General features: G+C 72.1%; 13 protein-coding genes and 3 pseudogenes. 4 read left to right on the forward strand and 12 right to left on the reverse strand.

The features are described from left to right. A pseudogene (locus GPJ59_RS38665) lies at nucleotides 1-129 on the forward strand (lytic transglycosylase domain-containing protein); the annotation flags it as partial. 104 nt (nucleotides 130-233) lie between these two features. On the opposite strand, the pseudogene GPJ59_RS25970 reads toward GPJ59_RS38665, so the two are convergent. The 8 genes and pseudogenes from GPJ59_RS25970 to GPJ59_RS26000 all read right to left on the reverse strand — a co-directional run. Beyond that, a pseudogene (locus GPJ59_RS25970) lies at nucleotides 234-1,235 on the reverse strand (MerR family transcriptional regulator); the annotation flags it as partial. A gap of 6 nt (nucleotides 1,236-1,241) precedes the next feature. Beyond that, entirely contained in the window at nucleotides 1,242-1,898 is a 657-nt protein-coding gene (locus GPJ59_RS25975) for a HEAT repeat domain-containing protein (RefSeq protein ID WP_219670121.1), read from the reverse strand. 144 nt (nucleotides 1,899-2,042) lie between these two features. Further along, a complete protein-coding gene (locus GPJ59_RS25980; protein ID WP_219670122.1) occupies nucleotides 2,043-4,196 on the reverse strand; it encodes a protein kinase domain-containing protein in 2,154 nt (717 codons plus the stop codon). Nucleotides 4,197-4,424: 228 nt separating this feature from the next. After that, nucleotides 4,425-4,736, reverse strand: coding sequence for a hypothetical protein (locus GPJ59_RS25985; protein WP_219670132.1), 312 nt, complete (start codon nucleotides 4,734-4,736; stop codon nucleotides 4,425-4,427). Next, complete coding sequence (locus GPJ59_RS37790) at nucleotides 4,733-4,864, reverse strand: hypothetical protein (protein WP_258024920.1); 132 nt, start codon at nucleotides 4,862-4,864, stop codon at nucleotides 4,733-4,735. The genes GPJ59_RS25985 and GPJ59_RS37790 overlap by 4 nt, the downstream gene beginning before the upstream one ends. Nucleotides 4,865-4,952: 88 nt before the next feature. Further along, a pseudogene (locus tag GPJ59_RS25990) lies at nucleotides 4,953-5,147 on the reverse strand (TetR/AcrR family transcriptional regulator); the annotation flags it as partial. Beyond that, a complete protein-coding gene (locus GPJ59_RS25995; protein ID WP_219670123.1) occupies nucleotides 5,144-5,689 on the reverse strand; it encodes an SMI1/KNR4 family protein in 546 nt (181 codons plus the stop codon). The pseudogene GPJ59_RS25990 and the gene GPJ59_RS25995, both read right to left, overlap by 4 nt. A 137-nt stretch (nucleotides 5,690-5,826) precedes the next feature. Then, a complete protein-coding gene (locus GPJ59_RS26000; protein WP_219670124.1) occupies nucleotides 5,827-6,489 on the reverse strand; it encodes a deoxynucleoside kinase in 663 nt (220 codons plus the stop codon). 430 nt (nucleotides 6,490-6,919) lie between these two features. Here GPJ59_RS26000 and GPJ59_RS26005 point away from each other — a divergent pair, with 430 nt between their 5' ends. Then, nucleotides 6,920-7,627 carry a helix-turn-helix transcriptional regulator gene (locus tag GPJ59_RS26005; protein ID WP_219670125.1) on the forward strand — a complete coding sequence of 236 codons (708 nt, stop codon included), beginning with the start codon at nucleotides 6,920-6,922 and terminating at the stop codon, nucleotides 7,625-7,627. A gap of 89 nt (nucleotides 7,628-7,716) precedes the next feature. Then, nucleotides 7,717-8,154, forward strand: coding sequence for a hypothetical protein (locus GPJ59_RS26010; RefSeq protein ID WP_219670126.1), 438 nt, complete (start codon nucleotides 7,717-7,719; stop codon nucleotides 8,152-8,154). Nucleotides 8,155-8,164: 10 nt separating this feature from the next. Here GPJ59_RS26010 and GPJ59_RS26015 read toward each other — a convergent pair whose 3' ends face one another. Together GPJ59_RS26015 and GPJ59_RS26020 are read right to left on the reverse strand one after the other, a co-directional pair. Continuing rightward, nucleotides 8,165-8,332 carry a hypothetical protein gene (locus GPJ59_RS26015; RefSeq protein WP_219670127.1) on the reverse strand — a complete coding sequence of 56 codons (168 nt, stop codon included), beginning with the start codon at nucleotides 8,330-8,332 and terminating at the stop codon, nucleotides 8,165-8,167. Next, on the reverse strand, nucleotides 8,325-9,299 hold the full coding sequence (locus GPJ59_RS26020; RefSeq protein ID WP_219670128.1) for a helix-turn-helix domain-containing protein: 975 nt from the start codon (nucleotides 9,297-9,299) through the stop codon (nucleotides 8,325-8,327). The genes GPJ59_RS26015 and GPJ59_RS26020 overlap by 8 nt, the downstream gene beginning before the upstream one ends. A 149-nt stretch (nucleotides 9,300-9,448) precedes the next feature. Here GPJ59_RS26020 and GPJ59_RS26025 point away from each other — a divergent pair, with 149 nt between their 5' ends. Next, on the forward strand, nucleotides 9,449-10,495 hold the full coding sequence (locus GPJ59_RS26025; RefSeq protein ID WP_308120489.1) for a saccharopine dehydrogenase NADP-binding domain-containing protein: 1,047 nt from the start codon (nucleotides 9,449-9,451) through the stop codon (nucleotides 10,493-10,495). A gap of 136 nt (nucleotides 10,496-10,631) precedes the next feature. On the opposite strand, the gene GPJ59_RS26030 is transcribed toward GPJ59_RS26025, so the two are convergent. Further along, a complete protein-coding gene (locus GPJ59_RS26030; protein ID WP_219670129.1) occupies nucleotides 10,632-11,231 on the reverse strand; it encodes a hypothetical protein in 600 nt (199 codons plus the stop codon). 162 nt (nucleotides 11,232-11,393) lie between these two features. After that, nucleotides 11,394-12,122: hypothetical protein (locus tag GPJ59_RS26035; RefSeq protein WP_219670130.1), on the reverse strand; the 729-nt coding region annotated here is incomplete at its 5' end.

Genomic DNA, 12,122 nt, shown 5'->3' on the forward strand with positions numbered 1-12,122 from the left:
TCCACGGCGGGCTCGGACTGGAAGACCAACCCGGCCACCCAGATCAAGTGGGGCCTGGACTACATGAACGAGCGCTACGGCTCCCCGGTCGGCGCCTGGAACTTCTGGCAGGCCAACCACTGGTACTGAGCCACCGGTAGCGCAGCAGACGCACGAGAACGCTCGGTCGGGACTCCCGGCCGAGCATTCTCGCACGTCCGGCCGCCGCGCCCCGGGCCGGCAGGGCTCCGCTGCCGCGCATGGCGCAGCTCGATCACGTAGGCCGCGGTGAGCGCGACCGCACGGTCCTCGTCGTGCGACAGTTCCGCGAGCGCGCGCGAGGCCGCGTCCCCGGGGATGTCGGCGAGCGCCTGCGTCAGCCGCAGCCGGGCGGGCGGTCCTACGGTGTCGTGGCCGAGGCGGTCGAGGAGCCCGGCGACGATGCGGTCCGCCGACGAGCGGTCGTGCGCCAGCCCGCTCAGCGCGTCGGCCGCGTCGACGTCGTTGGCCTCCTCGACGATCATGTCGGTGAGCGTCGGGACGGCATCGGCCACTCCCCGTGCCCCGAGCGCGAGAGCCGCACGCCCACGGACCACCACGTCGGGGTCGGCGAGGGCGTCCCGCAGGAGTGCGGTCGCCTCCGGATCCGGGATCTCGGCGACGGCCTCGACGGCGCGTCTCCTCGACTCGGCCACCGACGACGCCAAACCCTCCGCCAGCAACGCCAAGCCCGCACTGCCCGACCGGGCCAGTGCCCAGCGAAGGGCGCCGGCGACGTTCGGATCCGTCTCGTTCAACGCGGCCTCGACCAGGGCTCCCACCGGCACCGCACTCCCTTCGGCCGCGGACAGGGCCGCACGCTGCCGCTTCCCGGCGCTCTCCGACCCCAGGGCGTTCAGCAGCGCGATCGTGCGGAGCACGTCGTCCCAGCGCGCGGGTTCCGCCGCACCGATCCGCCCGAGCCGGGTGAGCAGTTCCGTCTCGGCCTCGATGCGCTCCCGCGTCCGCCGGACCAGGTCGTCGATGAGCTCGGAAGGCGTGAAGCCGGGATCGTCCAGCGCCCGTGCGACATCCCGCAACGGCAGTCCCAGGGACCGCAGGCTCTCGATGTGGAAGATGCGCCGGATGTCCTCACCGGAGTACTTCCTATATCCCCCTTCGGTGCGCCCCGTCGGCTGCAGCAGGCCGAGCGACTCGTAGTGTCGGAGCATGCGGGCACTGACCCCGCACCGTAGTGCCACATCACCGATCAACACTGCCGCTCACTCCTCACGACCGCTCGCGCCCACGACCATGATCCGCTTCGCTTCCTCGACGGCGAACTCGAATCCCGCATCGGGATCCCGCACCAGCCGGTCCGTGGCGATCGCGTGTCGGCGCACCACCGGCGTCGGATGCGTCATCGCGGTACGCAGGATCGGCAGGGCCGCCTCGTCCAGCGCGACCAGCGCGACCAGCGCCCGGCTCAGGCTCAACTGCGTCTCGCGCCCTCCCCGCCCGAGCTGCGTCGCCAGGACCCCGGCCAGCCCGGTCTCCTCACCTCCGGGCACCAGGACGACCGCCGCCCGCCAGGCGCTCCGCGCCACCTCCTCGTCGGCGTCGGTCAGCAGTGCCCGCGTGATCGCCGGCCACGCCTGCCGGTCCCCGATCTTGGACAACGTGTGCAGGGCCTGGCTCCGGGCCTGCGGGCGCTCCGAGCGAAGGGCATCGACCAGCTTCGGGACCGTAGCCGAGGACGAGTGGCGGGTCAGTGCCCACGTCAGCATGTCCCGCACGAAGAACTCGGGCTCCACCGCGCACCGTTCGATCAGCGTGTCGACGGAGCGGGGGTCCGCGGCCCCACCCAGCGCCAGCGCCGCCCGCAGCCGTACCGACGGGTTGCCGCTCTCCAATGCTCGGAGCGCTCGGAGCGCTCGCATCCCGCTCGTCCCCTCATCTCGCGTGATCACCGGGACCACCTCCTCGGCGACAGTGAAAGCCTTGTCACCGTGTCAAGGTCAAGCCGCAGGTCTCGTCTCCGCAGTACGGGAACCCGGTGATCAGCCGGGGTCGAAGCACGGCCGTCAGCGCCAGTTCGGGTGGCCCTCGTTCGCCGAGTCGGGGGTGACGGCGCGGGCACCCGTGCCGTCGGCGCGGACGGCCCAGATCACCGGTGCCTCGTACGGGCCCCGGACGAAGGCCAGCCAGGTGCCGTCCGGCGACCACGCAGGGTCCATCTCGTGGGCCTCGGTGGCCACCAGCGCCCGGTCGCCGGTCCCGTCGGCGCCGACCAGACGGATGTCGCCCTGTGTCCCCCGGCCGTACGTCCCGGCCGTGTACGCGAACGAACGGCCGTCCGCCGACCACACGGGATCGAGAGCCGGATGCGGCAACCCCGTCACCTGCTGCGGGGCCGTCGCCTCCGCCGCTTCGGGATCGACCACATGGATCTGCCAGTTGTCCTTGCCGACCTCCAGGCAGACGGCGATCCGCCGTCCGTCGGGTGACCATGCGGGGTCCTCGACCTGGCCGCGGCCGGTCGTCAGCTGACGCGCGGAGCCGTCCGCGACGTTCACCACGAACAGCTGCTGTACGTCGCCCACCTTGCGGAGCACGGCCAGGCGCTTGCCGTCGGGCGACCAGGAGACCCGGCCGCCGGCGATGGCCGCGACGCGCCGTGGGTTCGAACCGTCGGCATCGGCCGTCCAGACGGCGGACGCGCCCTGTGCGGTCGTCTGCGTGAAGGCGAACGACCGGTGGTCGGGGGACCAGTGGGGGAGGCTGGCACAGACGTCCGCGGCGGTCAGTCGTACGGGCGCGGCCGCTCCGGGGTCGCGGCGGGCGATGACGCTGTGGCAAGCCTGCGGCCCGCCTTGGGCGGCGTCCTGCCGAATCAGTATCGGCGCGGTGGGAAATCCGTCCGGGCCGGTGGAGCCGGTGGAGCCGGCGGGCGACGAGGCGGCCGGACCGTCCGACCCGCCCTTGGCGTCGTCGGCGGGGCCGGACCACGGCCGCCACAGCAGCAGCCCGACCGCCGACAGCGCCAGCAGTGCGGCTGCCACGCCCCACGCGGCGCCACGCCCGGACCGCCGCCCTGTGGTGGGCGTTCGGGGGGAGGCGGGGGCTGGGCCCGCCACGGCTGTCCCACCCCCGGAGTCCCCGGCCGGACCGGCCGCGTCCGGGGCGGTCCCTTGGGGGTCGGTCCCCGCGAGGAGGGTCGCCGAGGGGACGGGCACCGGGTCCGGATGCGGGTCGGCACGCAGGTCACCAGCATGCGGGCCGTCAGCACGCGGGCCGTCAGCACGCAGGCCATCAGGACCCAGGCCATCAGGCCCCCGGTCGTGAGGACGCAGGCCCGGGGCCCCGTCCGCCCCCGGGATCTGCCGCGGCAGCAGTGCCGTCGCGGCGTCCGGCAGCCAGCCCTCCCCGGCCGGTCGACGGACCGTCAGCCGGCGCAGGAAGTCCCCCGGGGAAGGCCGGCCCGCCGGGTCCTTGCACAGGCAGTCCGCGATGAGTTCGCGCAGCTCGCCCGGGACGGCGCTCAGGTCCGGCTCCTCGTACACGACCTTGAAGTGCCGGGCCGTCGCAGGCCCGTCCCCGAACGGGGCGCCGCCCGCCGCCTGGGTGAGCACCACCCCGAGGGCGAACATGTCCACAGCGGGCGTGACCGTCCCCCCTGTGAGCTGCTCCGGCGACAGGAAGCCGGGCGTGCCCACCTGCATCCCGGTCTGCGTCAGCGTCGTTCCGTCCAGCGCTCGCGCGATGCCGAAGTCGATGACCCGCGGCCCGTCCTCCGCGATGATGATGTTCGCCGGCTTGAAGTCGCGGTGCACCACTCCCGCCCGGTGGATCGCCTCCAACGCCTCGGCGAGACCGGCGGCCAGCACCGTGAGCGTGTCCACGGGCAGGGCGGTGACCCGGGCCAGGACCGCGGCGAGGGTCGGCCCGGCGACGAAGGCCGTCACCAGCCACGCCGGGTCGGCTTCGGGGTCCGCGTCGACGACCGGGGCGGTGTGGAAGCCGCCGACCCGCCGCGCCGCTTCCACCTCGTCGGCGAACCGGCGCCGGAAACCGGGTTCGGTGCTCAGCTCGGGACGTACGACCTTCACGGCCACGGCCCGGCCGGACGGGGAGCGGCCGAGATAGACCACTCCCATGCCTCCCTGGCCCAGCCGGTGCGTCAGCCGATAGCGGCCGTCGCCGACGGACGTGGGATCGCCCGGTCCCAGCGGCATCATGCGCGTACTCCCCCCGATCAGCACCATGAGCGGGTGCTGGCACGTGACTACCGGTCCCGCCACCTCGCAGTCAAGCGGAGCAGGCCGTCACCGACACCTCCGTGTCCTGTACGCGAGGCACCCCGAACTTCTGTGCTCGTACGAGCGGTCCGGGACGTGTGAAGGGGGAGGCGATGGAGGGAGGATCAGACGAGGGAGGGCACCTTCGAAGGAGCCGGCGCGCGGCGGTCACGGCGTCAGCAGCGTCAGCCTGAGCAGTGCCGCCAGGGCCGGGAGGGCCGGGGCTGCGTACCAGTGGCGCGAGAGCCATTCGGCCTTGACGAAGACCATGGCCAAGAGCCCCAGGACGGCTGACAGCACGAGCGCGAAGACGGCGGCGTGCCGTGCGGCGGCGGCTTCCTCCGGGCCCCAGTCGCCGTTCGCCGGCAGGGAGGTGTAGGCGAACCACACCCCGTACGCCGCGAGCAGGCAGCCGGCCGCCAGCAGCACGGCGCACACCGCCGTGCCCAGCCGTCCGGTCCGCTTTCCCTCCCCGGTCATCCGAGGGCCTCCTTCGCCTGGTCGACGTGGTCGTTGAACTGGTCCCCGTACCGCTGGGCGTTGGGGTCCTTGTAGTACGGGCCTCCGTTGTAGCGGGCGGCCAGTTCCTGCATCTGGGCGCGGGTCATCTTCTCCGGGGGCACGTCGGCGAAGTCGCAATGTTCCAGTCGCGTACCCGCGCCCTCCAGCCCGGACCGTCCCCGGCCTCTTCCAGCCGCGCCGGTACAGGCCCAGCCACTCCTCGTGCCGCGCGTCGAGGTAGGCCATCGCCAGATCGGCCTTCGAGGAGAAGTTGTCGTACAGGCTCATCTTCGCCACGCCCGCCTCGGCGGTGATCGTGTCGATGCCCGTCGCGGCCACGCCGTCTACCTGACCGCATCTCCGGACGGCGGCGGCTGGGGGGTGGGTCAGCCTTCGAAGATGTCGCTGTTGGAGTCGAAGGTGTGGTCCCCCGTGGGAGGGATCGCGAGGATGCCGGAGCGGGTGGCGCCGGTGAGGACGGAGAGGATGAAGCGGGTGCCGTTCATGGGGTGGTGTTCCCATTCCGGTCCGCGGCCGGCGTTGGCCAGGACGGTCCAGTCTTCGGGCCGTGTGCCGGTGTCGGTGAGCCAGTAGAGGTAGGCGCCGCTTCCTTCGATGTAGGCGAAGGGGAGCAGGCCGGTGCCTTCGGCCGCGAGCTGCTCCGGGCGGGGCTCGCCGATCTCCCACAGGCCGGCCAGTACCTCGGCGCGTTCGTCCTTCATGGCCAGCAGGTCGTAGTCGGGGTCGGCGCAGTCGGGCTCCAGAACCCAGATCGTCTCGTCGAAGACTCCGCCGCCGTACATGTCGACGAGGTCCCTGAAGTCCTCGGGCAGCGCGGTACCCAGTCGTGCCTCGACCCCGGGCCACGCCCGCGGGCTGCGCCTCGTCGACGGGGGAACCAGCTGGGTGAGCTGTTTCACATCGGGATGCATCAGGGCGCCTCCTGGGCTTGTTCAGGTCCGTCCGGAGACCGGCGCTGCACGGCCGCAGCAGCGCTGGTCACCCTTGACCCCCTCCACGACATGACCGGCCGGCACCACATGGCCGGCGCAGGGGTGCCGGCGGTCGTTCAGGCCCGGTGCCCGACCGCCGCCAGGGCGTCCTTGACCTCCTGCGCCACGCGCGCCGCGTCCTCGGGCCTGTTCACCACATCCGTGTGGTTCATGTCGATGACGAGGACCTCGCTGGCCGAGTAGTGCTTGTGCACCCAGTCGTCGTAGCCGGACCACAGAGTCCGGTAGTACTCGACCAGGCTCTCGTCCTGTTCGAAATCGCGGCCCCGCAGCCCGATACGGTGCAGCACCGTCTCGAAGTCCGCCTTGAGATAGATCATGAGATCGGGTGCCTTGCGGTACGGCAGGCCGTCGATCTCGCGCATCATCTCATTGAGCAGCCCCTCGTACACCTGCATCTCGAGGGAGCTGATCCGGCCCAGGTCGTGATTGACCTTGGCGAAGTACCAGTCCTCGTAGATGGACCGGTCCAGGACGTTGTCGCCCTGCTTGTACGCCTCCTTGATCGCGGCGAACCGCGTCTGCAGGAAGTAGAGCTGGAGCAGGAAGGGGTAGCGCCTCGCCTGGATCTCCTCGGGGCTCGCCGTGTAGAAGAGCGGGAGGATCGGGTTGTCTTCCACACTCTCGTAGAAGACCTCGCTGCCCAGCTCCTTGGCGAGCAGCTCGGCCACGCTCGTCTTGCCGATTCCGATCATGCCTCCGACGCAGATCACCGGCATACCTCACTCTCCCTGGGCGTCTTCTGTTCGTGGGCGGGTGTGCCCGGCGCCCCACACCGCTGAGACGCACACCGGCGGTCACGTGACTCCCCGGAATCTTCATGATCAGCGTCATGTGGTCCCCATCCGGACCACGGCCCTGACCCCGGCCGCACTCCTCGACCGGCCGACCCGACCGTTCCGCAGCCGTCGCGCACAGCGACGATCCGCAGCCCAGCGGCCGCCTTGAATCTTAAATGACGATCTGCCCGGCGCTGGCCAGAGCACCGGCACCGCCTCACCTGTTCCCACCTGGACTTCCCGCCTGGACTTCCCACCCGGACCGGGCGCCGATGGTGCTTCCCGGACCGGGCGCCGATCGTGCTTCTTCGGCGTACCGGCCGGATCCGCCATGGTCCGGCGCCCAGGGCATCGGCTACGGTCCTTGGCTGTGAACCGTACCGAGCGTCTGTACGCCCTGGTGGAGGAGTTACGCGCGGTCTCGCCCCGGCCGCGCAGCGCCCGGTGGCTCGCCGAGCGCTTCGGCGTCAGTACCCGCACCATCGAGCGCGACCTCAGCGCCCTGCAGCAGTCCGGTGTGCCGCTCTACGCCGAACCGGGCCGCAGCGGCGGGTACGTGGTGGACAAGGACCACACCCTGCCGCCCCTGACCATCACCCCGGCCGAGGCGGCGGCCCTGGCCGTCGCGCTGCACCGGCTGTCCGGGACACCGTTCGCCGCGGACGCCCGCTCGGCGCTGCACAAGGTGTTCGCCGTCATGCCGCAGCGCGATCGTCAGGCCGCGCGCGAGCTCGCCGGCCGGGTACGGGTCGCGGTGGACCCCGTTCGGCCGTCCGAGCTCCCGCACACCCTGCGCGAGGCGCTCTCGACCCGCCGGCTGCTGCACCTGTGCTACGCCGACGCGCAGGGCGAGGTCACCGACCGCGCCGTAGAACCCCTGGGCTTCCTCGGAGGCGACCACTGGTACCTCATCGGCTGGTGCCGGCTGCGCTCCGCCGTGCGAGGCTTCCGCCTCGACCGCATCCGGGAGGCGCGGGCGCTGGAGGAGACGGCGGAGCCGCGCCCGGTGGACCTGTCCGAACTGGACACCCTCGGCTGGGATTTCGTCGCACTCGACGAGCTCTACGGTTTCGCTTGAGCCGCCGCCCGGAGGGCTAAACACCGACAGGGGGTTGTCGCCCCAGGCTCGGAGGCTGAGTGACCAGGAACCGACCAGGGAAGGCACCCATGTCTGTGACGACGACCCCCACCACCGACTCCGCACCGCTGACCCGGGAGGCCGGCACCCGGCTGGTGGAGGGCTGGGCAGCACTCTGGAACGGAGACGTCGCCCTCGCCGAGCAGATCCTCGCCCCCGGCTTCCGGCTGTACTTCGCGGACGACTTCGACGGCACCGGCTCCGCCGCCACCTTCGGCCAGGCCGAACTGACCGCGTTCATCTCGGCCAACAGCCTCGCCCTCACCGGCATGACGTTCGCCGCCGACGCCCCACCGCTGGTCGACTCCGAGCGCGGTGAGATCGCCTGCCGGTGGAACGAGGTCCACCGCGACGGCGACAGCGGCAAGGACGTCGTCGTCAAGAGCGGCATCGACATGTTCGCGGTCACCGACGGCCGGATCTCCGCCGTGTGGTCGCTCACCGGCAACCGCAGCTTCGCCGCCTGACCGGCGCACCTCACCCGGTCCAGCAGCGCCCGTCGGCCACGGAGACGGCCACGGAGACGGCCACGGCCCCGGCCCCGGCACCGGTCCGGCGTCCGTGGCGGTGCAGGGCGAGCTGCTCCAAGCGGTGAACCGGTTCGGCGAGCCCCCGGCCGGTGACGGGAGCGACGCCGTCAACCACCCGGTCGTCGGCCCTCGGGGTTGGCGTGTCCGTGGTTGCGGAAAGTGCGGCGGTAGGTGTCGGGCGGGACGCCGACGGTGCGGTTGAAATGCCGGCGGAGTGTGGCGGCGGTGCCCATCCCCGTGGTGGTGGCGATGGCATCGACGGTGGCGTCGGTGCCCTCCAGGAGTTCCTGTGCGCGGCGGATGCGTTGGATGTGCAGCCACTGCAGGGGCGTGGTGCCGGTGACGGTCTTGAAGTGCCGGGTCAGGTGGCGGGAGCTCATACGGGCCTGCCGGGCGAGGTCCTCGACGGTGAGGGGTGCATCGAGGCGGGCCAGGATCCAGGGGAGGAGTTCGGCCAAGGGATGATTGCCGGGCTCGGGAACGGGGGTACGGACGAACTGGGCCTGGCCGCCGTCGCGGTGGGGCGGGACGACCAGCCGGCGGGCGATCGTGTTGGCGATCGCCGTCCCGTGGTCGAGTCGGACCAGATGGAGGCACAGGTCCATCGCTGCGGCCTTCCCCGCGGAGGTCAGGACGCTGCCGTTGTCGACGTACAGGACGTCGGGGTCGACGGTGACACGGGGGTGACGGCGGGCCAGTTCGCCGGTGTGGGCCCAATGGGTGGTGGCGCGCCGGCCGTCGAGGAGTCCGGCGGCGGCCAGGACGAACGCGCCCGTGCACAAGGACACCACGCGTGCTCCGCCGTCGTGGGCGGCGCGTACCGCGTCGACGAGTTCGACCGGCGGGTCGCGGTCGACGTCGGCCCAGCCCGGCACGATCACGGTGTCCGCGCGCGCCAGCCCGTCCAGCCCCTCGTCCGGCTCGAGCCGGAACCTGTCCACGGCCACCGGTCCCGACCCGCACAGCGAGAACCGGTACCAAGGGTCGACCAGATGGGTCAGGTCCGATCCGAAGACCTCGCAGGCCAGCGACAACTCGAAATGGAGCATGCCGTCGGTGACGGCCAACGCGACGCTTCTCATGTCGGGAACTGTACGTCCCATGTCGTTCCGGACACTGGTGGGGGCCGACCCGCCCCGGCCAGGATGAGGCCCGACACAGCGCACGGGCCCGCCGAGGGAAGACGGCGGAGCCCGGTCGTACAGCACATGCGAGGGACGGGAACGGTTTCGTGAACGACACGGCGCACAGCAAGGCGCACAACACGGTGGCGGTCTACGGCGCGTACGGACATACGGGCAGGTTCGTGGTGGCCGAGCTGGCCGCCCGCGGGTACCTGCCGGTCCTCTCCGGCCGCGACACCGCCAAGCTGACCGCCCTGGCCGACGCGACCGGGTACGGGGCCCGCCCGGCTTCGGTCGACGACGCGGCCGCGCTCGACCGGGCGCTGGCCGGTACGGCTGCGGTGATCAACTGCGCGGGCCCGTTCGCCTCGACGGCCGGCCCGGTGATCGAGGCGGCCCTGCGGGCCGGGATCCCGTACCTGGACGTGGCCGCCGAACTCGAGGCCAACCTCGACACCTTCGCCCACTACGCCGACCGGGCCCGCGAGGAGAAGGCGATCGTCGTCCCGGCGATGGCGTTCTTCGGCGGCTTGGGCGACCTCCTGGTCACGGCCGCGATGGGGGACTGGACCCACGCCGACGAGGCCCACATCGCCTACGGCCTGAGCGACTGGCACCCCACCGCCGGAACCCGCCTGTCCGGCGCGGTCTCCCGCGAACGGCGCGGCGAGTACCGCCTGCGCTACAGCGGTGGCGCCTGGCAGCGCCGCACCGACGCCCCGACCACCGCCGAGTGGCCCTTCCCCGCCCCGATGGGCCCCCGCCCGGTCGTCACCGAGTTCACCATGGCTGACGTCGTCACCGTCACCGACCACCTGTCGATCCGTGACGTCCACACCCACATGGCCGTCGACGCCGCCCGGGACGTCGCCTCGTCCGGCACCCCCACCCCCGCCGCCACCGACGAGCTCGGCCGCTCCGACCAGACCTTCCTCGTCGACGCGATCGTCCGCTCCGGCGGCGTGGAGCGCCGCGCCGTCGCCGCCGGCCGCGACATCTACGCCGTCACCGCACCCCTGGTCGTCGAAGCCCTCGAACGCATCCTGACCGGACGGATCCGCACCACCGGTGTCGCCTCCGCCGGCCGGATCTTCGACGCCCCCGACTTCCTCACCGCCCTCGCCCCCCACATCACCCTCAACCCTGACGCGTGACCCTCGTCAAGGCGCCACGCGTCACCTCCGAGACCCCGCTCGCCCCTCGCCGGGGAGGCGCACCACGTCGGATCGCGCGTGATGTACGGCGCGTCCGATGCCGTACGTGCTGGCGGCGGTCCTGGCCTGGTGCCGCTCAGCCGAACCAGACCACCAGGCGGACGTTCTCGTCGCCGTACTCGGCCGCCAGCGCACGCATCGACGCCCAGACCGGGGCCCAACGGCCGTCCGGCGGAACGATGATGCCGGCCGTGTAGACCACCGGTCGGTACACGGCGCCGTCCAGACGCACCTCGCCTCCCGGCGGCCATTCGGACGGGAACAGGTCCTCGCCGAAGAGCTCCTCCGCCGCGTCGAGCACCTCGACCGGGGCCCAGACCACATCGTCCAGGACGAGCTCGCCGTCCGGTCCCGGCCGCCACACGCCCAGTCGGTTCCCGTCGGGGCGGTCGCAGACCGGCGCGTCCCAGTCGACTGCGGCGACCTCGGCCCACGTCGCGTACGAGTGGCTGTGGTTGAGTTCGTCCTCCTCCTTCGGTACCTGCTCGCAGCAGTCCTCGGGCCACCCGCGCCGGTCGAACAGCGGCCGGTCCACGCCGAGGGCCCCGCCGTAGCCGAACAGGCACTCGCGGGCCTCCCGCGCCTTCCACAGGTCGAAGTCCAGCAGGTCGACCCTCATCTCCCAGGCCCCGCCCGCCGTACGCGCTTCGATCAGTCCGTCGATGTACGTCCCCATGGTCGCCGATGCTAGGCGGTGCGAGGGGCGAGAGGGGCGAGAGGGGCGAGAGGGGCGAGAGGGGCGAGAGGGGCGAGAGGGGCGAGAGGGGCGAGAGGGGCGAGAGGGGCGAGAGGGGCGAGAGGGGGTGAGAGCGCGGCGGAGGCCGAACGCGCCAGGTCGTCAGGGGTGTTCGTACAGCTGGAGGAGACCGCCGAGGGAGAAGCAGGCGGCGCCGAGGAGGGTGCCCCAGTTGGCGACGTCGGTGCTGATCAGCATGCCGGTGGCGGGCCGGGTGAAGGCGGCGAGCGCCGAGACCATGAAGAGGACGGAGCCGAGCTGGTTCACGGCGACGATCCACCAGCCGAGACTTCGGCAGCGCAGGCAGGGCCACGGGCGGTGGCAGATCTCGACGAACCCGAGGTGGCCGGAGATCAGGAAGAGGGCGCAGCCGATCACATCGGGCGCCCAGATCAGCCGGTTGATCTGCTGGACGGTCAGTCCTTGGAGGAAGGAGTCCAGCAGGTCGACGGCGAACACCAGGGTGCCGACGAAGAGGACGAACGCGCTCAGCCAGTCCACCCGGTCCGGCTCGTAGCTCCACCAGCGCCATCCGGGCGTGACCAGCCGGCCTTCGCCGCCGGGCACGTGGCGGGGGCTGTTGACGACCTGGAGCAGCGAGACGAAGCCGCCGGTGTTGAAGAAGAGACCGCCGGCGAAGTAGATCGAGGCGCAGGTGGTGGCGTCGCCGGAGCCGAACTGGGCGACTGCGGCGCCGGCCGCGAACAGCGCTCCGCCGATGATGAAGGCGGTCGCCGCAACGGTGTTGAGCCTGCGCAGCCGGCGCAGGGCGACCGCGTCGGCGCCGGCGGGCCCGCCGGCGGGAGCGCCGGGCGGGCGCACGGCGATGAC

Source organism: Streptomyces bambusae (assembly GCF_019400985.1).
Lineage (GTDB): Bacteria > Actinomycetota > Actinomycetes > Streptomycetales > Streptomycetaceae > Streptomyces > Streptomyces bambusae_A.